This is a genomic window from Caulobacter sp. UC70_42, assembly GCF_044056025.1.
GTDB lineage: Bacteria > Pseudomonadota > Alphaproteobacteria > Caulobacterales > Caulobacteraceae > Caulobacter.
The window spans coordinates 1,146,448-1,165,855 of the sequence record NZ_CP171994.1 but is presented as its reverse complement, the minus strand read 5'-3'; the positions used below and the strand labels follow the sequence as shown (position 1 = coordinate 1,165,855).

The 19,408-nt window shown below is 69.2% G+C and carries 21 protein-coding genes and 3 pseudogenes; 9 read left to right on the top strand and 15 right to left on the bottom strand.

The features are described 5' to 3' along the window. Positions 1 to 10: 10 nt before the first annotated feature. Genes ACHMW8_RS06085 through ACHMW8_RS06075 form a run of 3 tightly spaced genes read right to left on the bottom strand, consistent with a single transcriptional unit; the run spans position 11 to position 2,779 of the window. Positions 11 to 442 carry an HPr kinase/phosphorylase gene (locus ACHMW8_RS06085; protein ID WP_233586425.1) on the bottom strand — a complete coding sequence of 144 codons (432 nt, stop codon included), beginning with the start codon at positions 440 to 442 and terminating at the stop codon, positions 11 to 13. A 23-nt stretch (positions 443 to 465) separates the two neighbouring features. Next, positions 466 to 2,085, bottom strand: a complete 1,620-nt coding sequence (locus tag ACHMW8_RS06080; RefSeq protein ID WP_395445041.1) for an ATP-binding protein — start codon at positions 2,083 to 2,085, stop codon at positions 466 to 468. Then, positions 2,060 to 2,779 (bottom strand): response regulator transcription factor, encoded by a 720-nt coding sequence (locus ACHMW8_RS06075; RefSeq protein ID WP_125154936.1) that lies wholly within the window; start codon positions 2,777 to 2,779, stop codon positions 2,060 to 2,062. Before ACHMW8_RS06075 ends, ACHMW8_RS06080 begins: the two co-directional genes overlap by 26 nt. 221 nt (positions 2,780 to 3,000) lie before the next feature. On the opposite strand from ACHMW8_RS06075, the gene ACHMW8_RS06070 reads away from it, so the two are divergent. Continuing rightward, positions 3,001 to 4,701, top strand: a complete 1,701-nt coding sequence (locus ACHMW8_RS06070) for a hypothetical protein (RefSeq protein WP_395445040.1) — start codon at positions 3,001 to 3,003, stop codon at positions 4,699 to 4,701. Between the two features lie 50 nt (positions 4,702 to 4,751). On the opposite strand, the gene ACHMW8_RS06065 is transcribed toward ACHMW8_RS06070, so the two are convergent. From ACHMW8_RS06065 to pseB, 4 genes are all read right to left on the bottom strand, one after another. Further along, on the bottom strand, positions 4,752 to 5,252 hold the full coding sequence (locus ACHMW8_RS06065; protein WP_395445039.1) for a DUF5694 domain-containing protein: 501 nt from the start codon (positions 5,250 to 5,252) through the stop codon (positions 4,752 to 4,754). Then, a complete protein-coding gene (locus tag ACHMW8_RS06060) occupies positions 5,249 to 5,854 on the bottom strand; it encodes a hypothetical protein (protein WP_395445038.1) in 606 nt (201 codons plus the stop codon). The genes ACHMW8_RS06065 and ACHMW8_RS06060 overlap by 4 nt, the downstream gene beginning before the upstream one ends. 119 nt (positions 5,855 to 5,973) lie before the next feature. Next, positions 5,974 to 7,146, bottom strand: a complete 1,173-nt coding sequence (pseC, locus tag ACHMW8_RS06055) for a UDP-4-amino-4,6-dideoxy-N-acetyl-beta-L-altrosamine transaminase (protein WP_395445037.1) — start codon at positions 7,144 to 7,146, stop codon at positions 5,974 to 5,976. Next, on the bottom strand, positions 7,143 to 8,183 hold the full coding sequence (pseB, locus tag ACHMW8_RS06050) for a UDP-N-acetylglucosamine 4,6-dehydratase (inverting) (RefSeq protein ID WP_395445036.1): 1,041 nt from the start codon (positions 8,181 to 8,183) through the stop codon (positions 7,143 to 7,145). Before pseB ends, pseC begins: the two co-directional genes overlap by 4 nt. 222 nt (positions 8,184 to 8,405) lie before the next feature. Between pseB and ACHMW8_RS06045 the strand changes: the two genes are divergently transcribed. Continuing rightward, entirely contained in the window at positions 8,406 to 8,735 is a 330-nt protein-coding gene (locus tag ACHMW8_RS06045; protein WP_395445035.1) for a hypothetical protein, read from the top strand. On the opposite strand, the gene tadA is transcribed toward ACHMW8_RS06045, so the two are convergent. After that, the gene (tadA, locus tag ACHMW8_RS06040) at positions 8,732 to 9,226 is read right to left on the bottom strand and encodes a tRNA adenosine(34) deaminase TadA (protein WP_395445034.1); all 495 of its coding nucleotides are present in this window, start codon (positions 9,224 to 9,226) and stop codon (positions 8,732 to 8,734) included. The genes ACHMW8_RS06045 and tadA overlap by 4 nt on opposite strands. Before the next feature lie 58 nt (positions 9,227 to 9,284). Between tadA and ACHMW8_RS06035 the strand changes: the two genes are divergently transcribed. Continuing rightward, positions 9,285 to 10,562, top strand: a complete 1,278-nt coding sequence (locus ACHMW8_RS06035; RefSeq protein ID WP_395445033.1) for a pseudouridine synthase — start codon at positions 9,285 to 9,287, stop codon at positions 10,560 to 10,562. On the opposite strand, the gene ACHMW8_RS06030 is transcribed toward ACHMW8_RS06035, so the two are convergent. Beyond that, positions 10,559 to 11,524 carry a lysostaphin resistance A-like protein gene (locus ACHMW8_RS06030; RefSeq protein ID WP_395445032.1) on the bottom strand — a complete coding sequence of 322 codons (966 nt, stop codon included), beginning with the start codon at positions 11,522 to 11,524 and terminating at the stop codon, positions 10,559 to 10,561. The genes ACHMW8_RS06035 and ACHMW8_RS06030 overlap by 4 nt on opposite strands. Positions 11,525 to 11,653: 129 nt before the next feature. On the opposite strand from ACHMW8_RS06030, the gene ACHMW8_RS06025 reads away from it, so the two are divergent. Continuing rightward, positions 11,654 to 12,274, top strand: a complete 621-nt coding sequence (locus tag ACHMW8_RS06025; RefSeq protein ID WP_395445031.1) for a TMEM175 family protein — start codon at positions 11,654 to 11,656, stop codon at positions 12,272 to 12,274. Beyond that, positions 12,274 to 12,837, top strand: a complete 564-nt coding sequence (gene rsmD, locus ACHMW8_RS06020; protein ID WP_395445030.1) for a 16S rRNA (guanine(966)-N(2))-methyltransferase RsmD — start codon at positions 12,274 to 12,276, stop codon at positions 12,835 to 12,837. The genes ACHMW8_RS06025 and rsmD overlap by 1 nt, the downstream gene beginning before the upstream one ends. A gap of 1 nt (position 12,838) precedes the next feature. Here rsmD and ACHMW8_RS06015 read toward each other — a convergent pair whose 3' ends face one another. Then, the gene (locus ACHMW8_RS06015) at positions 12,839 to 13,114 is read right to left on the bottom strand and encodes a YjhX family toxin (RefSeq protein WP_395445029.1); all 276 of its coding nucleotides are present in this window, start codon (positions 13,112 to 13,114) and stop codon (positions 12,839 to 12,841) included. 300 nt (positions 13,115 to 13,414) lie between these two features. On the opposite strand from ACHMW8_RS06015, the gene ACHMW8_RS06010 reads away from it, so the two are divergent. Then, positions 13,415 to 13,858, top strand: coding sequence for a GNAT family N-acetyltransferase (locus tag ACHMW8_RS06010; RefSeq protein ID WP_395445028.1), 444 nt, complete (start codon positions 13,415 to 13,417; stop codon positions 13,856 to 13,858). 6 nt (positions 13,859 to 13,864) lie between these two features. Here ACHMW8_RS06010 and ACHMW8_RS06005 read toward each other — a convergent pair whose 3' ends face one another. The 4 genes from ACHMW8_RS06005 to ACHMW8_RS05990 all read right to left on the bottom strand — a co-directional run bounded on the left by ACHMW8_RS06005 (position 13,865) and on the right by ACHMW8_RS05990 (position 16,773). After that, the gene (locus ACHMW8_RS06005; RefSeq protein WP_395445908.1) at positions 13,865 to 14,767 is read right to left on the bottom strand and encodes an AsmA family protein; all 903 of its coding nucleotides are present in this window, start codon (positions 14,765 to 14,767) and stop codon (positions 13,865 to 13,867) included. Further along, positions 14,707 to 15,795 (bottom strand): AsmA family protein, encoded by a 1,089-nt coding sequence (locus ACHMW8_RS06000; RefSeq protein ID WP_395445027.1) that lies wholly within the window; start codon positions 15,793 to 15,795, stop codon positions 14,707 to 14,709. The genes ACHMW8_RS06005 and ACHMW8_RS06000 overlap by 61 nt, the downstream gene beginning before the upstream one ends. Positions 15,796 to 16,018: 223 nt before the next feature. Next, complete coding sequence (locus ACHMW8_RS05995) at positions 16,019 to 16,123, bottom strand: hypothetical protein (RefSeq protein WP_233586391.1); 105 nt, start codon at positions 16,121 to 16,123, stop codon at positions 16,019 to 16,021. 77 nt (positions 16,124 to 16,200) lie between these two features. Then, positions 16,201 to 16,773, bottom strand: coding sequence for a hypothetical protein (locus tag ACHMW8_RS05990; RefSeq protein ID WP_395445026.1), 573 nt, complete (start codon positions 16,771 to 16,773; stop codon positions 16,201 to 16,203). A 145-nt stretch (positions 16,774 to 16,918) separates the two neighbouring features. Between ACHMW8_RS05990 and ACHMW8_RS05985 the strand changes: the two are divergent. The 3 genes and pseudogenes from ACHMW8_RS05985 (at position 16,919) to ACHMW8_RS05975 (ending at position 18,732) form a co-directional block, all read left to right on the top strand. Then, a pseudogene (locus ACHMW8_RS05985) lies at positions 16,919 to 17,561 on the top strand (HAD-IA family hydrolase). A gap of 61 nt (positions 17,562 to 17,622) precedes the next feature. Beyond that, a complete protein-coding gene (locus ACHMW8_RS05980; protein ID WP_395445025.1) occupies positions 17,623 to 17,904 on the top strand; it encodes a 4a-hydroxytetrahydrobiopterin dehydratase in 282 nt (93 codons plus the stop codon). 43 nt (positions 17,905 to 17,947) lie between these two features. Beyond that, positions 17,948 to 18,732 (top strand): annotated as a pseudogene (locus ACHMW8_RS05975) (SDR family oxidoreductase). A 42-nt stretch (positions 18,733 to 18,774) separates the two neighbouring features. On the opposite strand, the pseudogene spdR reads toward ACHMW8_RS05975, so the two are convergent. Beyond that, a pseudogene (spdR, locus tag ACHMW8_RS05970) lies at positions 18,775 to 19,333 on the bottom strand (stationary phase response regulator transcription factor SpdR). Positions 19,334 to 19,408 lie beyond the last annotated feature (75 nt).

The window sequence follows — 19,408 nt, the reverse complement described above, 5'->3', positions numbered from 1 at the left end:
GATACGCTCGTTAGGAGGCGACTCCAAGAGACTGCATCATGCGGCCTATTTTCGTCGGGGCGGCGGGTTCTCGCGGCCACAGGTCGAAAACGGGAACGGAAACGCCCTTGATCGTCGCGGATCGCGGATCGGGCAGGCGTTCGACGGCGGCGGGGTCGGCGACGCAGCGGATGACCAAGGCCACCTGGCAGAAGGGCAGGGCGGCGGCGTCGATCACGCCCAGGCCGCGCACCTCGATAAGCCCGGCCAGGGTTTCCGGCGCCTTGCCGTAGAGGCGGCCGGCCGCGGCGAACATCAAGACCCGGTCGTCGGCCACCAGCCGGAAGCCGGCGTCGAGGGCTCGCAAGGCCAGGTCGCTCTTGCCGATCCCCGACGGGCCCTCGATCAGGGCTCCGCGCCAGAAGCCGTCCTGGCGGCGGGCGATCAGGCCGGCGTGACGGATCTCCGGCGGGGCTTCGGGGCGAATCACTCCCGGACTTCCGGCAGCTCGACCACGAAGCGGGCGCCGATCACGGCCCCGGCCTCGTCCTTGCGGTTCTCGGCGTGGATCTGGCCGCCGTGGGCCTCGACGATCTGCCGGGCGATCGAGAGACCCAGGCCCGAATTGCCGCCGAACGCCCGGCCCTTGGGACGCGAGGTGTAGAAGCGCTCGAAGATGGTCTCCAGGTTCTCGGCGGGGATGCCGGGGCCGTCGTCGTCGACGATCACGGCCACGGTCGACTTGCCGCGCGGGCGGATCACGAACACCCGCACCTCGCCATCGTCCTGGCTGAACGAGCGGGCGTTGTCGATCAGGTTGCGGAACACCTGGCCGATCGGGGTCTCGCGGGCCAGCACCAGGATGGGGCGGGGGATCTCGGCCCCGAATCGCACCCGCACGCTGCCCGGCGCCGGACCGGGGCGCAGCTGGGCCTCGTACAGACTGGCGACCTCGGCCAGCAGCTTGGAGAGGTCGATGGCCTTGGGATGCTCGCGCGACAGCTCCGCGTCCAGGCGCGAGGCGTTGGAGATGTCGGTGACCAGGCGGTCCAGGCGGTTGACGTCGTTCTGCAGGATGGCCAGCAGCCGCGCCCGGGCGGCGGGGTCGGTGACCAGGTCCAGGGTCTCGATGGCCGAGCGGATCGAGGTCAGGGGGTTCTTGATCTCGTGGGCCACGTCGGCGGCGAAGCGCTCGATGGCGTCCATGCGCTCGGACAGCGAGTGGGTCATGTCCTCCAGCGAGCGCGACAGGTCGCCCAGCTCGTCGCGGCGTTCGGACAGGTCCGGCAGCGAGATGGCGCGCGCGCCTTGCAGGCGCACATGGTCGGCGGCCCGCGCCAGGCGCAGCACCGGCACGGCGATCAGGCGGTGCAGCAGGACGCTGGAGAGCACGATCGCGACCATGGCCACGACGATGAACGGCAGCAGGGCCTTGCGCTCGGCCGAGATGATCTCGTCGACATCGCCGGCCTCCAGGGTCAGCACGCCCAGCACCGCGCGGACGTGCTGGATGGGGATCGACACCGAGACCACCCGCTCGCCATCCTCGGCAATGCGGGTGCCGGCGACGGGGCGGCCCTTCATCGCCTGGGCGATCTCGTCGGCCAGGGCCTGACGGGCCTTCTCCGCGCGGGCCTGGGCGGCGGGGGTCAGGTGCGGGGGGGCGTCCTTGTCGCCCGGCTTGCGCGCGGGCGGCAGCACCTTCCAGTCGACGCGGTCGGCGACCACGAACGAGTCGGCCAGGGCCTTGCCGTGGGCGTCGAACAGGCGGGCCCGCTGGTTGCGCGGGATGAACAGCACCTGCAGCAGCTGGCTGGCGACATAGGGATCCAGCGCCGGCTCGGGCTCGCCGACCGTGGCGGTCTGGTCGATGACGTTGGCGATCAGCTCGCCCTGGGTGGACAGGCTGTCGATGCGGGCGGAGATCAGGCCGCTGCGCAGTTCGTTGAGCACCAGGGCCCCGACGACCACGATCGCCAGGGCCAGCACGTTGAGGACGATGATCAGCCGGCCGAGCCTGGACCCGCGCGGCCAGACGAAGCGTCGCCTGGCCTTGGGGGTTTCGCTTTGGCTCTCCGCCTCAGGACTCGCGGTAACGGTAGCCAACGCCGTACAGGGTCTCGATGGAGTCGAACTCGGGATCGACCTGACGGAACTTCTTGCGCATGCGCTTGATGTGGCTGTCGATCGTGCGGTCGTCGACATAGACCTGATCGTCGTAGGCGGCGTCCATCAGGTTGTCGCGGCTCTTCACGAAGCCGGGGCGCTGGGCCAGGGCCTGCAGCAGCAGGAACTCGGTGACGGTCAGACGCACCGGCCGGCCATCCCACAGGCTGTCGTGGCGGGCCGGATCGAGGGTCAGCTTGCCGCGCTTCATGACCTTGGAGCCCGCCGCCGCGGCGGCCGAGCCGGCCATCGGCGCCAGGTCCTCGTCGTCCGGACGGGCGCGGCGCAGCACGGCCTTGACCCGCTCCAGCAGCAGGCGCTGGCTGAACGGCTTGTGCATGTAGTCGTCGGCGCCGAGGTTGAAGCCGAGGATCTCGTCGATCTCGTCGTCCTTCGAGGTCAGCATGATCACCGGGATCTCGGACGTCTGGCGCAGGCGCCGCAGCACCTCCATGCCGTCCATGCGCGGCATCTTGACGTCGAGAATGACAAGATCGGGCGGGTTGGCCTCGACGGCCTCGAGACCCGAGGCTCCGTCGTAATAGGCCTTCACCGCGTGACCGTGGCTTTCCAGGGCCAGCGAGACCGAGGCGACGATGTTCTCGTCGTCGTCAATGAGCGTGATGGCGGCCATATGGTCGTTCTTGTCCTTAGCCTTTTCTTGCGTCGGCCGATCCTATCGGTCGAACGTCCTGGCTTCAACGCGTGGCGCGGTAAAGCTTTCCCTGCTTCTTCCTGGGCTTTACGGCTCCAGAAAGGCGCGATTGCGGCGCGGACGGCCGTCATGGGCGGGTTCCCTCAACCTCACCTTAAGGTCTGAACACCCATAGTGGGGCCTCCTGAAGCGGGGCGGGCATGAGCCAAGTCCATTACGAGTTGTTTGTCCGGCGGAAAGTCGGGGCCCAGTGGACGCTGGAGATCGCCTCGGAGAACCGCGCGCACGCGCTGCAGGTCGCCGAGGACGTCCTCGTTCAGAACCGCGCCGTCGCCGTGCGCGTCAGCAAGGAAACCCTCGACGAGGCCACCGGCGAATACAAGTCGATCGCCATCTTCACCAAGGGGCTGGTCGACGGCGGCAAGCCCAAGAAGGAGGTCGAGGATCGCGACCCCCTCTGCGTGCAGCCGGCCGACCTCTACACCGCCCACGCCCGTGACCGCATCGGCCGCCTGCTGGAAGGCTGGCTGGCCCGGCACAAGGCCACGCCGTTCGAACTGCTGCACCGCCCGGATCTCGTCGAGAAGCTCGAGGCGTCCGGCACCGACCTGCAGCACGCGCTGCAAAAGATCGCCATTCCGGAAGCCGAGGCGCGCGGCCAGTCCGTGCACGAGGTCATCCGTCACTTCCAGGGCCTGGTCGAGCGCACCGTCGCCAACCTGATGAAGGCCTTCAAGAAGGGGGCCCTGCCGGATCTCGACAAGGAAGGCTTCGCCAAGGCCGCCGAGCGCCTGGTCGCCGATCCCGACCGCGCGTTCCTGCTGGGCGCCGGCGTCGCCGCCTCGATCGCCCCGGCCGTCAGCTGGTCGGCCAAGATCGCCCGCCTGCTGGACCTGGCCGACGCCGCCCCGGAGGAGCCGCGCGCCCGCTTCGCGGCCCTGCAGGCCATCGAGCAGCCTCTGGCCGAGATCATCGGCTCGCGGGCCGGCATGGCCGACCTGCTGGACACCACCAACGAGGACCTGGGCGTCACCCTGGCGGCCATGACCCGGCTGACCGGCGGCGTCGCCGTCGAGGCCCTGATCAAGATCGAAGCCAGCGTCCGCGGCTGCATGCCGGAGCTTTCGGGCACGGCCCGTCGTCTCGGCGACTGGCTGGCCGGCGACAACTTCCCGTCGGTGCGCAAGGCCATCGCCGAGCGCGTGCTGACCGAGCTGAACGGCGTGCGCCGCCTCAAGCCCAACGACGCCGAGGCCGAGATCGAATATCTGCGCGCCCTGGCCATGAGCCTGACGGCCGCCGCCGGCCGGATTCTCCAGGCCGAGGACATCCAGGGCGCTTTCACGACCCGCTCCAAGACCCTGCTGAACGGCGACTTCATCGAGGCGCTGCTGGGCCGCGACCGCTCGGCCCACGAAGAGATCAAGATGCTGATCCGCCTGGCCGAGAACGTCATGGGCGCGGTCAACAAGCGCAACGCCGCTCGCTGGCTGAACGCCAATATCAGCGCCATGCGTTTCGAGAAGGAGCTGCGCGCCGGCCCCGACTCGCCGGTCGCCAAGCTCGGCAACCTGGCGGGGCTGCAGCGTCAGCTGGTCCGCTCCGGCCTGGTGCGCGAGGACTTCGAGCCCCTGTGCGCCAAGCTAGGCGAGATCGGCGCGCTGATCGAAGGCGACTCGCGCCTGCTGACCATGCTGGTCCGCGCCCCCGCGCCGCTGCCTCATCGTCTGCAACTGCTGGCCAAGCTGGCCCTTGGCGAGGCCGGCCCGACCGGCCCGGTCGCCGACAAGGCCCGGGTCGAGGCCCTGAAGCTGGCCCGCGACCCGACCTCGCGCGAACAGCTCCAGGGCTCGCCTCAGACCATGGACCTGCTGAAGACCCTGCTGGCGCAGGCGGCTTAGGGGGCGCTTGCCACCGGAGGACGGTCAGGCCGCCGCCGGAGCTATCCGCCTCACTTCAGCACCGCGTCCGAGCTCACCAGCCGCACGTCGTGCATCTGGTTCAGATAGGCCTCGTAGTAGCCCTTGTGCGACGCCCCGACGATGGCGAGCATCCGCATGCCGGGGTGCTGGCCCAGCACGTCGCGGATGTTGCCGACCATGCGCAGGTTGCGGGTCTCCCAGTAGCCGAGATATTGCCGGCCAAAGCCCTGGGGCGAGGGCTCGACGAACGCCGCGCCGAAGTCGCCCTTGAAGGCCATCAGCTGGGCGTCGGCTGTGTTGTAGGCCCGGTAGAGGTTCAGGACGCCGTCCGGCTTGGAGAGGTTCGCGCGCAATGCCTCGTCCTGGGCCCGGCGGGCATGGCTGACGGGGTTATCCCATGCCTTCATGATCGCCGCTTCGTAGGCCTTCTGTTCCTCCGGGTCGCCGCTATCGGGGGTGTCGGCCGAGTGGTCGTCGACGCTCCACAGCCGCTCATGGCCCAGGCGCGCGGCCAGCACGGCGGCGATCACGGTGGTCTCGTTGCGGCGGGTCTTGAACGAATTTCCAGAAAGGCGGCCTGTTCGTCGTTCAGGCTATCGCCAGCATGGCGCTCGGCGTCTGGCAACCGCAGCCACTGCACCAGGGCAGAGTTGCGCTCGCCCGCCGCGATGAACACCGCCGCCAGGCGCCGGCGCTGGGCGGCCGTGGGCTGGGTCGGCCAGGCGGCCAGCAGGCGCTCGGCCTCGGCATTGGCCGCCGGCACGTCGAGACCGATCGCTTGGCCCGCCTTGCCGGGGTCGTAGCAATAGCTCTTCACGGTCGCTGCGTAGCGGGCCGGATAGCGGCGCAGGGCGTCGCACTGCAGGCCCGACAGGTCCTCGGTGGCGATGCCGGTCGGCTTCCAGGCGGCCAGGCGGTCCACCAGCGGCGCCAGCAGCGCCATGTCGAAGGTCTTGGGCAGGCCCGACAGGTGCGCCGTGCCCAGCACCAGCACCTCGTTGGCCTTGCCGGCGGGCGGCCCCTTCAGCGTCTCGGGATGGAAGGTGGGCTTATAGTCCTGCGCCTGGGCGGCGCCGGCCAGCAGGGCCAGCGCCCCAACGCCGGCGACGAGAATACGAACGGTGCGAAACATAAAGGCCCCTCGGACAGCTGCTCAAGCTTAGAGGCCCGGGGACAGGCGAACGGAGGCGCCTGACTTTTATTTAATGATCGCTTCGCCGCGTGGATGAGCGGAGAGGCGGCCTTGCCGCGCTACCCCAGGATCCCCGCCAGGGCGTCCACCACGCGCTCGACGTCGCCGTCGGTCATGGTCGGATACAGCGGCAGGGTCAGGCAGCGCGCGTACCAGGCGTCGGCGCCGGGCAGGTCGGCCAGGCCCTGGCGGTTCACGTAGTAGGGCTGGCGGTGCACCGGAATGTAGTGGACCTGGGTCCCGATCCCCTGGGCCTTCAGGCTCTCGACGACGGTGCGGCGAGAAATGCCTTCGGCCTCGAAGTCGATCAGCACGGTCAGCAGGTGCAGGGCCGGGTGCGAATGGGCCGGGCTGGCGGCCAGGCGCACGCGTGGCGCGCGTTCGGCCAGCAGCGTGGCATAGAGCGCCGCCAGTTCCCGCCGGCGGGCGACGAAACGGTCCAGTTTTCTCAGCTGCGACAGGCCCAGCGCGCAGAGCACGTCGGGGATGCGATAGTTGAAGCCCAGCTCCGGCATCTCGTACCACCAGGGATCGCCGCCGGGCTCGCGGACCATGCCGTGCGAGCGCAGCAGGCGGGCCTTGGCCGCCAGGGCCGCGTCGTTGGTGGTCAGCATCCCGCCCTCGCCCGTGGCCAGGGTCTTGACCGGATGGAACGAGAAGCTGGCGAAGCTGGAGAAGGCGCAGTCGCCGACCGGGTGGGCGGTTCCGCCGAACGTTCCGATGGATCCCAGGGCGTGGGGCGCGTCCTCGACCAGCACCGCGCCGGAGGCGCTGGCCATGGCCTTCAAGGCGGGCAGGTCACAGACGTCGCCGCGCAGATGAACGGGCAGCACGGCCTTGACCCGCTTGCCGGGCGCGCTGTTCAGCGCTTTGGCAAGGGTGTCCGGCGTCATCAGACCGCTGTCGGGATCGACGTCGGCGAACACCACCTCGGCCCCGACGTAGCGGGCGCAGTTGGCGGTGGCCAGGAAGGTGATCGACGGCGCGATGCAGACGTCGCCCCCATCCTCGTTATTGGCGCCGACGCCCAGCGCCAACATCGCCAGGTGCAGGGTGGCCGTGCCGTTGGAGACGGCGATGGCGTGCTCGGCGCCCACCTTGGCGGCGAAGGCGGTCTCGAAGGCCTCGACCGTCGGGCCGGTGGTCAGGAAATCGCCGCGCAGGGCTTCAGCGACGGCCGCGACGTCGTCGTCCTCGATCGTCTGCTTGCCGTAGGGGAGGAAGCCGCTCATCGCGCGGCCTTCTCCTCCAGCATGTCCAGCAGGCCCTGCGGGGTCAGCCAGTCGTGGTTGTTGTCGCTGCTGTACGAGAATTCCTCGGCCACGCGCCTGGCGCCGTCGGCTTCCGAATAGGGCGTGCGGCCGAACTCGGCGAAGTTGGGCTCGATGGCGTAGCGGTCCTCGAACTCGACGGTGGCGCGCGCGTCGTCGGCGCTGATCATGATCTCGTGCAGCTTCTCGCCCGGACGGATGCCGACCACCTTCATGCCGGCGTCCGGCGACATGGCCTTGACCAGGTCCGGCATGGCCATGGACGGGATCTTCGGCACGAAGATCTCGCCGCCGCGCATCATGGTCAGGGACGACAGCACGAAGTCGACGCCCTCGTTCAGGGTGATCCAGAAGCGGGTCATGCGCGGGTCGGTGACCGGCAGCTCGGTCGCGCCTTGGCTCAGCAGGCGGCGATAGAGCGGCACGACGCTGCCGCGCGAGCCCACGACGTTGCCGTAGCGCACGACGCAGAACCGCGTGCCGATGTCGCCCGACAGGTTGTTGGCGGCCACGAAGGTCTTGTCCGAGGCCAGCTTGGTCGCGCCATACAGGTTCGTCGGGTTGCAGGCCTTGTCGGTCGATAGGGCCACCACCTGCTTCACGGCGTTGTTCAGGCTGGCCCAGACCACGTTCTCGGCGCCCATGATATTGGTATGGATGCATTCCGACGGATTGTATTCGGCCGCCGGGACCTGCTTCAGGGCCGCGGCGTGGATGACGATGTCGACCCCGCGCAAGGCCAGGGTCAGGCGCTCGCGGTCACGCACGTCGCCCAGGAAGAAGCGCAGCTTGCCGTAAGTGGCCTCGTCGAACTGCTCGCGCATTTCGAGCTGCATGTCGCTCTGCTTCAATTCGTCGCGGGAGTAGATGATCACCTTCCGCGGCGTGTAGCGGCGCAGGACGGTCTCGATGAACCGCCGGCCGAACGAGCCGGTGCCGCCGGTGACCAGGATCACCTTGCCGGTCAGGTCGAGGGATTTGGGGGAAAAACGGCCCAAGGTCTGCCTCCTGCGACGTCCGCCCGCCCCAGAGGCGCCCTGAGCGGGCGTGGCGACGAATCGTGGTTAACCCCCTGTGTGCGCTCGCAGGCGTAAAGAGGACGTCAACCACGGTGCGGTAGCAAGGCGACATGCGCCGAAACCGCCTCCTTCCGATCGCCCTGATCGCCGCCCTCGCCGGCGGCTCCCTGGCCGCGCCGACGGTCGCCTTCGCCAGCGCCCATGGCAAGGAAGAGAAGAAAGGCGCCGCCGACCTATTTCGCCCTGGATCCGATCAACGCGGTGGTCCTGCGCCGCGATGGCCGCCGGGGCGTGATGACCGTCGAGACCGGCATCGAGGCCAAGGATCCCAAGCTGATGGAGCGCGCCCAGGCCTCGACGCCGCGCCTGCGGGCGGCCTTCGCCCAGGTGCTGATGGTCTATGCCGCCGGCCTGCGCGGCGGGGCGCCGCCCGACCTCGACTATGTGGCGCGCGAGCTGCAGAAGGCCTGCGACCAGGTGGTCGGCAAGCCCGGCGCCAAGGTCCTGCTGGGCTCGACCCTGCTCAGCTAGATTTTCCTGCGCCTGGCGCGGAAGAACCCCCGCAGCAGATCCGCGCTCTCCTCGGCCAGGACGCCGCCCGTCACTTCAGGGCGCCAGTGGCAGGTGGGTTGAGCGAAGAATCTCGGGCCGTGGACGACCGCGCCGCCCTTCGGGTCCTCGGCCCCGAACACCACCCGGCCGATCCGCGCGTGGCTGATCGCGCCGGCGCACATGGCGCAGGGCTCCAGGGTGACGACCAAGGTGAGGTCGGTCAGCCGATAATTCTCGAGCTTGGCGGCCGCCGCCCGCATAGCCGCGATCTCGGCATGGGCCGTGGGGTCGTGGGCGGCGATCGGGCCGTTGCCGGCCGTGGCGATGACCTCGCCGGTCCTGGGGTCGAGGATCACCGCGCCGACGGGCGTCTCGCCGGCCTCGGCCGCCGCGCGGGCGGCCTCGAGGGCCAGGCGCATCATGCGCCGATCCTGCTCCAAGTCTTGATCGTCGGCGAGATCGGTGTGCATTACCTGAACCTGAAACAGCCCATCGAGAGATGCGCCCAGCCCGAGAAGGACGCCGAAAATGACCAAGCCGCACGATCCCCTGTACGAGCCTGAACTCGACGGTCAAGACGGCGATCTCGACGGCGGTCCCGGCGAGCGCGTCGCCAAGGCCCTGGCGCGGTCCGGCGTGGCCTCGCGGCGCGAGGTCGAGCGGCTGATCGAGGCCGGTCGCGTGGCGATCAACGGCAAGGTGCTGACCACCCCGGCGGTCAAGGTCCAGCCCGGCGACTTCCTGACCGTCGACGGCCAGCTGGTGGCCGAACGCGAGCCGACCCGGCTCTTCCGCTACCACAAGCCCACCGGGCTGATGACCACCCACAACGACCCCAAGGGCCGGCCGACGGTGTTCCAGTCGCTGCCCAAGGAGCTGCCGCGTCTGATCTCGGTCGGCCGCCTGGACCTCAACTCCGAGGGCCTCTTGCTGCTGACCAATGACGGCGAGCTGTCGCGCGCCCTGGAGACGCCCAGCAACGCCTGGGTCCGCCGCTATCGCGCCCGGGCCTTCGGCGACACCACCCAGGCCAAGCTCGACACGCTGAAGGACGGCATCACGGTCGAGGGCGTCAAGTACGGCTCGATCGAGGCCAAGATCGACAAGGCCCACGACAAGGCCGGCGGCGGCAAGAACATCTGGATCACGGTCAGCCTGTCGGAAGGCAAGAACCGCGAGGTCCGCAAGGTGCTGGAAGCCCTGGGCCTGAAGGTCAACCGCCTGATCCGCATGTCCTACGGCCCGTTCGCCCTGGGTCCGCTGGAAGCCGGCCAGATCGAGGAGGTCGGGCCCCGGGTGATCCGCGAACTGCTGGAAGGCATCGTCTCCGAAGAGAACATGCCGACCGGCGATCGTCCGAAGTTCAACGGTATCGCCAGCGCCGTGAAGGCCCCCGGCACGCCCGGCGGCGGCGACCTGCAGCGCCGGGGCGTTCCGCGCGCCGACCGGGCGGTGGTGATCGACGCGCCGCAAAAGTCCGAGAAGCCGGTCTACAAGGCCGGCTGGGCCAAGCCGAAGAAGAAGGTCTCGCCCCACGCGCCGGCCAAGGGCGCCAGCAAGGGCATCGCCGCGCCGAAGGCCAAGCGCGCGCCCAAGTCGATGGAGAGCAAGTTCATCGACATCGGCAAGCCCGCCGCGCGCGGCAAGCCGGCGGCCAAGTCGCCGGGTAAGCCAGTGGACGGCGCGGCGCGGCGTGTGTCGGAGAAGCCGGGCAGGGCGGCCCCGCGTCCGGCGGCGGCCAAGCCCTCGCGGGGCGTTGGACCCTCGCGCGGTCCGGCCCCGCGCGGCGGTCCCGGCAAGCGCTAGGCCGCCGCCGGGCTCGAGCCGCCGGTCCAGCGGCGCAGGGCCGGCCAGCGCACCGACAGCTCGGCGACGCCGATGAAGCCGGCCAGCACCACCAGGGCGCTGGCGATCAGGCCGGCCTTGAACTCGTGCGGCGAGTCCGGGCGGGTGGTCATCGGCCGGATCAGCAGCAGGATCACGGCGTTGTTGGCCGCGTGAGCCCCGATGCCCAGCTCGATGCCGCCCAGGCGCAGCGCCATCCAGGTCAGGCCCGCGCCCATGGCCGCGCGGACCAGGAAGGCGTCGATGTTCGGGTCGAAGTGGATGGCCGCGAACAGCAGGCCGTTCAATGCCATCAGCACGATGGGGTCGCGGACATAGGCCGCGCTCTGCTTCAGCAGCCAGCCGCGGAACACCAGCTCCTCGGCGGCCGCGGCCAGGATCAGCAGGGCGATGGCCATGGCCGCGTAGAGCGCGCGGCCCACGAGGTTCGGCGAGACCTTCCACAGCGGCGGATCGAGGGACTCGCCCAGGGCGGCGGCGACGCCGGTGACCGCGATCATCACCCCGCCGACCAGGACGAGGCCGCCCAGCAGCAGGCGCCAGCGCACGGGCTGGCCGCGATTGATGTAGTCGGTGATGCGGCGGTGGTGGATCGCTCCGGCCGCGAACACGAAGCCGACCGCCGCGCCCAGGTTCACGCCGGCCAGCACGGCCAGGAAGAACAGCGACTGCCGCGCCGTCGGCTCGGTCAGGTTGGGATCGGAAAAGACGCTGAACAGGTCGCCGGCCGCCGGCGCGCCGTCCAGGCCGCTGACCACCAGCAGGCTGATCAGGGTGGCGGTGATCGCGCCCAGCAGGCCCGCCACCGCTCCGGCCAGCATGCCCACCGGCACGGCGAAGACCGTCCGCCACGGGTCGCGGTCATAGGGCGACAGGTCGGCCAGAAAGCGCGAACGCTTCACCGCCTCCATCAGCTCGCCCATGCGCATCACTCGATCGCCTCTCGCTTCCGGGCCGACTAAGAGGGAAGGGCCGCGATCTTGTAAAGCGGGTGCTTGCCGTGGCGCGCGGGGGACGGCACACATCCGGTTACGAGTTGTAAGGGGGCAGGCATGGGTGACGGGGTTTCGGGCAAAGGCGAGACGGGCGCGGGGCATCTGCATCGGCTGGTGCTGTTTTCGGACGCCGTCTTCGCGATCGCCATCACCCTGCTGGCCATCGAGATCCATCCGCCCGAGCACTGGCGGGGCGTGGCGGACCTGTTCCATCAGATGGGCCACAAGCTGACCGCCTACGCCGTCAGCTTCGCGGTGGTGGGGGTCTGCTGGTTCAGCCATCGCCGGGTGTTCGCCCGCCTGGTCCGGGCCGATGGCGGCCTGGACGTGTTCAACTTCGTGGTGCTGGGCCTGATCGCCCTGCTCCCGCTGAGCACCGAACTGTTGTGGGAGGGCGGCGGACAGGTCGTGCTGGTCTATGTCGGCCACGTGGCGGTGATCGGCCTGGCCATGGGTCTGGTCTGGGCCTACGCGGCCTTCGTCGGCAAGCTGACCGAGCCCATGCCCGTGGGCGAGGCCGTGTTCGTGCTGCTGCGCGTGGCGCTGCTGCCCGGCCTGATGTGCGGGCTGACGATCTTCAGCCTGGTCAAGCCGTGGGGCTGGGCCCTGCTGGCCGGGCTGATGCTGGGCCTGAACTGGATCGGCCGCCGGCTGGGCGCCGCGCCGAAGGCCGCCTGATGCGCATCGTCTCCGGCCAGTATCGCGGCAAGGCCATCGTCGCCCCGCCGGGCGAGGCCACTCGCCCGACGTCCGACCGCGCCCGCCAGGCGGTGTTCAACATCCTGGAGCACGCCGCCTGGGCGCCGGAGCTGCACGGCGCGCGGGTCATCGACGTGTTCGCCGGTTCGGGCGCTCTGGGGCTGGAGGCCCTGTCGCGCGGCGCGAGCTTCTGCCTGTTCGTCGAGACGGACGACGCCGCGCGCGGCGCGATCCGCGAGAACATCGACGCCATGCACCTGTTCGGGGTCACCCGCGTCCACCGCCGCGACGCCACCAACCTTGGACCCCGCCCGGCCAGCGCCGGGACGCCGTTCGACATCGCCTTCCTCGACCCGCCCTACGCCAAGGGCCTGGGCGAAAAGGCCGTCGCCGAGCTGCGCGCCCACGGCTGGCTGGCCCCCGGCGCGATCCTGATGTTCGAGCGCGGCCGGGGGGAGATCGACCCGGTTCTGGAAGGCTTCGAACAGATCGACGCGCGCGACTACGGCGCCGCGCGCGTGCTGTTCTACAAGCTTCTGTAGCTCACCAGCCCTTCGCCCCCACCCGGTTGTCCAGTTGGGACCGGAGAAGGCCCAGCCCCAGCCGGGTGATCCGGTAGGGGCCGCCGTCCTGGCTGGCGATCAGCCGCTTGCGTTTCAGCGACTGGAAGACGCCGACCGTGCAATCGGTCAGGGCCCAGCCGTCGCGGGTGATGCAAGGCGCCGAGACGATCTTGCCGTTGTCGTCGCGTTCGAGTTCGATCCGGCCGCCCTGGGCCAGCGCGTGCAGCGTCCTTTGCTGCGGTTTGGAGATGTTCAAGGGATTGTCCGAGAGATCGAGGCATACGATCGCGCGCCCACCTGCGGGGACGCGCGGGCGGATAGCGGGCCTCTAGACTTTCGAACCGAAGCTCGGAGCCTGTTAGGCCCGCGCCTCGCGCACAATCTCGGACATGAACCACACAAGAGAGGTTGATGACGGGAAGATGGGGGAAAGTTCGGCGAAGCTCAAGCATCGACGCCTCCCCCGGTCCTTGGTGACCGGTTGCGATGATTTCGTCGGCGGGCTTACCGTGCTGGCATGTCGTTGCTTCCAGGCCTGTCGATCCGCCGTGCGACCTTGTTCGACTCCGCCGTGCTGCGGGAGATCCTGCATGACACCTACGCGAGCACTTGGCTTCCTCAGGTGACAGCCGAGGCGGCGCGCGCCTTCCGCGACGAGGACCGCCCGGCCCGATACGTCGCCGAGCGCGGCGCCCTGTTCTGGGTCGCGGGGCGGGAGGGTGAGGTCGTGGGGTTCGTGGATTGGGAGGCGGACTTCGTAAACGCGCTTCACGTGCGGTCCAGCCATGCGCGCCTGGGTGTCGGCGCACGGCTGATGGACCAAGCTGAGGCAGAGATCGCAGGCTTGGGTTTCTCCGAAGTTCGTCTGGAGACGGATAGCTTCAACACGCGCTCGCAGGCGTTCTATGCGTCCAGAGGCTATCGGGAGGTCGACCGCTATCCGGACAAGGAATGGAACAGCGGCCTGACCACGCTGCTGCTGGTCAAGGCGTTGCGCTAGCCAAACCTACTTTTTGACCTTGGCCGCCGTCGTCTGCCCTACCTTCACCGGCGCGCCCTGCTGACGCGCCTCGCTGACGAGGCCGGCGCAGTCGGCGTCCTTGGCTTCGCCCGTGGTGACGAAGGGCAGGAGGGCCGCCAGCGGGTTGATCAGCGAGCCCAGCGCCGTGGCGACGCCGCCCTGGCCCAGGGTCTTGCTGACGTCGAGGCCCGGCTTGGGGGCCATGATCGGGCCCTTGATGGTGATCGGGATGAACAGGCGCAGCAGGCGCGGCTTCTTGCTGTCGCCCTCGATGCGGAAGTCCATGCGCTCGGTCGCGAGGTTCACCGTGCCGCGGCCCTTGGCCAGCACCACGCCGGTGTCCGCGACCAGGGTGGTGGTGGTCATGACGCCGTTCCGGACGTCGAAGTCGGCGACCGCGCAGCGCACCGGCGTCTCCTTGTCGCTCTTGGACAGCAGCAGGAGCAGCCCCTTGGAGGCGTTGACGCCCAGCAGTTCGGCGAAGGCCTGGCGCATCTGGCCGCGCGGGGCGACCAGGGTCACCGACCCGTCGGCCGAGGCGGCGGCGCGATGGACGCTGTTGCCCGTGCCGGTCAGCTTGGCGCGGGCCATGACCGCGCCCTCGATGGCCGGCTTGCCGTCCGACTTGAAGGGGATGAAGTCCTCGAGGCGGCCGTTCAGCAGGCGCACGTCGATGTCGGTCTTCGGCGTGGCCGGACGGGCGTCCAGGCGAACCTTCCCTTTGAGATCGCCGCGCGAGAAGGTCAGGGCCAGCGGGTCGACGGTCAGCACGCCTTTCTCCAGGACCACCTCAGCGCTGACCTTGCGCAGCGGCAGATCGGGGGCGTTCACGGTCTCGGCGCGGTAGCTGACCTTGGCGTCCATGGCGCGGATGCGGTCGACCTGCAGGGTGGCGTCGGGCAGCAGGCGCTGGGTCGCGTCACGTTGCGCCGCCTCGACCTTCTGGCCGGCCGAGGCGGTCTCGCCGCGACCGGTGGCCGGGCGGCGCCGAACAGGCTGCCCAGGTCGTCGAAGTCCAACCGGCGCGAGCGCAGGTCGGCCTCCAGATAGGGCCGTTCGCGTCCGGTCAGCACGAAGAGGTCGCCGGAGAGATCGCTGTCGCCGACCCGGCCCGACAGCTTTTCGAAGTCGTACCGGTCGCCCTTGCGGACCAGATGGCCCGAGACCTTGTAGGGCGGGGTGTTGGGCAGGGTCAGGCCGGTCAGGTCGTGCAAGCGGTTCAGGTCCGCGCCGGACACGGTCAGCTGGGTCTCGAAGCGACCCAGATCGAACGGCTTGATGACCTTGCCCTCGGCCGTGATGCGGGTCGAGCCGGCGCGGATGTCGGCGTCGAACGGGTAGGGGCGGCTGGGCGAGATGTTGAGTAGCGGTCCGCCCGTGACCTGGGCCACGAAGGCGGACCTGTTCAGATCGCCCTTGCCCTCCAGCACGAAGCGTCCGCCCTTGTCGCCGGCGCGCTCCTGGGCGTTGACCGTGCCGACGAAGAGAGCCCCGCGCTGGCGGTCGTCGACCCGCAGCCGGCCCTCGTTGATCACCAGGCGCTGGACGGCGGGCAGCTTCAGCGGCTTGTCGCTCTTGCGCGCGCCGAAGGTCCAGTTGGCCCGGCCCTCCTTGTCGCGCAGCAGGCGCACGTCGGCCCTGTCGATGGCCAGGAACGGCAGGACGATCTGGCCGCGCAGCAGCGGCAGGATCTTGATCTGCACCGCGATGCGCTCGACCCGCGCCATCTGGCCGGCTTGCGGATCGACGGACTTGGCCCAGGCCGGCTGGCCGATCCGCACGCCAAAGGCCTCGGCCTTGGGCGAGAACGACCAGGGGTGGACGCGCAGGTCGCCGGTGATCGCCACCTCGCGCTGAAGCTGGGCCGAGGCGTAGCGGCCGATCGGCCCGCGCAGCCAGTTCCAGTCGAAGATCACGAGGAAGGCGATGATCGCCGCGACCAGGGTCAGGGCCGCGCCGATGCCGATCCGCGCGCGCCGAGACAGGCCGCGAAACGGGTTCCGGGGCGGTCTGGGCGCGGGCGTGACGTCGAGCGTGGACAGGATCGTGGCTCCGGTTGAACCCCCACAACGCGTGAGGCCGGCGATCGTGTTCCAAATTGAAGCGAATGGCCTTCGGGCCGTCCCTTGGATCAGCCCGTCAGTAGACGAGGCCGATCCGGCAGACGACTACCCCCGCGACGATGAAGACGGCGATAGCCACGAGTTCATAGGCCTTGAAAAACGGCCGGCTTGGCGTGCGCATGATGGAAAGTTCCCCCGTCCCATTTTGGTGCAAGTCGACGCTTCCGGCGCAAGGGCGGCGCCACCCACTTTGGGGTTTCAGGGCGTCTTTCCGGGCCAGATCAGATAACCGGCCTCGTCGCGCCCGGCGGCGACGTAACCGTATCCATACGGCGGCGGATAGCTCACGCCCGGGCCCCCACGGCCATAGGCGTAACCGCCGCTGTATGAACTGCTTTCGTAAGCGTACTGCGACTGTGAAGAGCGGCTGTCATAGCGGCGCTCGCCATAGCGATCGCCGGCATAGTCGCCGCCATGGGCGTAACCGTCCTGATAGCCGCCGCAGCCGCAATCGGGCGCGTAGCCGCCCTGGTAGCCGTAGCCATGGCTGGGCGCGGCCTGTGTCTGGACGTCCAAGCGACCGCCATGGCCATAGCCATAGCCGTAACCGCCATAGGCGCTGTCGCACTCGACGCGGTCCCAGCGATAAGCCCCGCCCGGACCGGTGACCCGGCGCGAGAAGCACTGACCGGGCGCGGCGTTGGGCGGCAGGATTTCCGGACCCGGAGGGCCGCCGACGCCGCCACGGTTCGAACCGGCCAGCGCGGGCGCGGCCGTCAGGACGGCGGCCGTGGCGAGAGCGATCGTGGTCAGGCGGCGAAGGGCGATCATGGGCGACTCCGGATGGTGGTTAACAAAACATTTCCGGAGCGGCCGTGACTCTCCTTTCACCCAATGCGCGAGCGTGGCCGTGGCGGGGTTCCCCTCGCGGCGTGGGGCGGGTAGCGTTTGCCTCGAACATCTGTTTGAGGGCGACATGGCGATCGAGGCGGTGATCTGGGATTTCGGCGGGGGTGTTCACGACCTCGCCGTTCGAGGCTTTCCGCCGCTACGAGACCGAGCGCGGTCTGCCCAAGGACTTCATCCGCACGGTCAACGCCACCGATCCGGACGTGAACGCCTGGGCGCGCTTCGAGCGGGCCGAGATCGACGCGGCCGCCTTCGACGGCCTCTTCCTGGAGGAGGCGACGCGCTTGGGCCATGCGGTGCGCGGGGCCGAGGTTTTGCCGCTGCTCCATGGCGATCTGCGGCCTCGGGTGCTGGAGGCGCTGAAGGCCTGCAAGGCCAGGTTCAAGGTCGGCTGCATCACCAACAACGTGCCGACGGGGCACGGCCCCGGCATGGCCCAGAGCCCCGAAAAGGCCTTGGCCGTCGGCGAGATCATGGCCCTGTTCGACGCGGTGATCGAAAGCTCCAAGGCCGGGGTGCGCAAGCCGGATCCGCGCATCTACCAGATGATGTGCGAGCGGCTAGGCGTCGCGCCGGAGGCCTGCGTCTATCTCGACGACCTGGGGATCAACTGCAAGCCGGCGGCGGCCCTGGGCATGACGGCCATCAAGGTCTCGACCGAGGCTCAGCTGCTGAGCGACCTTGCCGAAGCGACCGGATTGGCGTTCTGAGGGGGAAACCCCGGAAGCCCGCGCCCCACGGGCTTTTCTTCATCGTCGGAAGAGGAATCCCATGTCCCGTCCCAAGATCGGCGCAGACGCCGCGCTGGCCCAGCTTTCCGGCTGGAGCGCCGCATCCGACAAGGACGCGATCACCAAGACCTTCAAGTTCGTCGATTTCAACGAAGCCTTCGGCTTCATGACCCGCGTAGCGCTGATGGCCGACAAGCTCGACCATCACCCGGAATGGTTCAATGTCTACAACCGCGTCGAGGTGCTGCTGACCACCCATGACGCCGACGGCGTGACGGAACTGGACGTTGAACTCGCGAAGTTCATGGACAGCGCCGCCTGAAGAATTCAAACTCCCGTTTGAATTATAACCGGGAGGACGCCGCATGGCGCAGAGCACGGGCCGGGTCGCCGGCAAGAAGGCCTTCATCACCGGCGGGGCCCAGGGCCTGGGCGCGGCGGCCGGGCGGATGCTGGCCAAGGAAGGCGCCAAGGTCGCCCTGGCCGATCTCAACCTGGCGGGCGCCCAAGCCGTGGCGGACGAGATCAACGCCGCCCACGGCGCCGGCACGGCCTTCGCGTACCTGCTGGACGTCACCCAGGAAGACCAGTGGATCGAGGTGCTGGAAAAGGCCGCCGGCGACATGGGCGGCCTGTCGGTGCTGGTCAACAACGCCGGCATCGGCGGCGACGGCCCGATCGAGACCCTGGATTTCGATCTCTGGAAGAAGGTGATGTCGGTCAATGTCGACTCGGTGTTCCTGGGCGCCAGCACGCCCTGACCCACATGCGGGCGCATCAACCGGGTTCGATCATCAATCTGAGCTCGATCGCCGGCCTGATCGCCAACGGCAATTCGCCGGCCTACAACGCCTCCAAGGCGGCGGTCTGGCTGCTCAGCAAGAACATCGCGCTCTACTGCGCCAAGATGAAGCTCGACATCCGCTCGAACTCCATCCACCCGACCTTTATCGACACCCCGATCCTGGACGGCTTCTCGGCCCGGTTCGGCAAGGAAGAGGCCTTCGCCAAGCTGGCCCGCCAGGTGCCGCTGGGCCGTATCGGCGAGCCGAACGACATCGCCAACGCCGTGCTCTATCTGGCCAGCGACGAGAGCCGGTTCATGACCGGCGCCGAGATCAAGGTCGACGGCGGCATTTCGGCGATGTGACGAGTGGAGGCTCTCCCGCGGCGCGGGGGAGCCTCCGGTCTCTTATCGCGGCGCGCGTTTGGCCAGGATCCGCTGCCAGCGTCCGCCGGTGCATGTTCAGCCGGCGCGCCGTCTCCGACACGTTGTGGCCGCACATCTCGTAGACGCGCTGGATGTGCTCCCACCGCACGCGGTCGGCGCTCATCGGGTTTTCCGGCGGCACGGGGGCGGCGTCCTTGGCGGCCAGCAGGGCGCGGGCCACGTCGTCGGCGTCGGCGGGCTTGGAGAGGTAGTCGACAACCCCCGCCTTCACCGCCGCCACGGCCGTGGCGATGTTGCCGTAGCCGGTCAGCATGATGACCTTGGCGTCGGCGCGGGCGTCGCGCACCGCCTCGACCACCTTGAGGCCCGAGCCGTCCTCCAGCCGCATGTCCAGCACCGCATGGGCTGGCGCGTGGTTGCGCAGGATCGTCAGGGCCTCGGCCACGGAAGCGGCCAGCGTCACCTCGAACCCACGCTGCTCCAGCGCTCGACCCAGCCGGGTCCGCAGCGGAGCGTCATCATCCAACAAGAGCAGCGTCTTGTCCGGCAGCGCCGAAACCAGCTCACCGATATCCGCCATAGAAGTCCGCGCCTCCCCAGCGCCAATACTCAACAGGCCAAATAACAACCCATACTTTCGTGCTTCCGCGCCTTA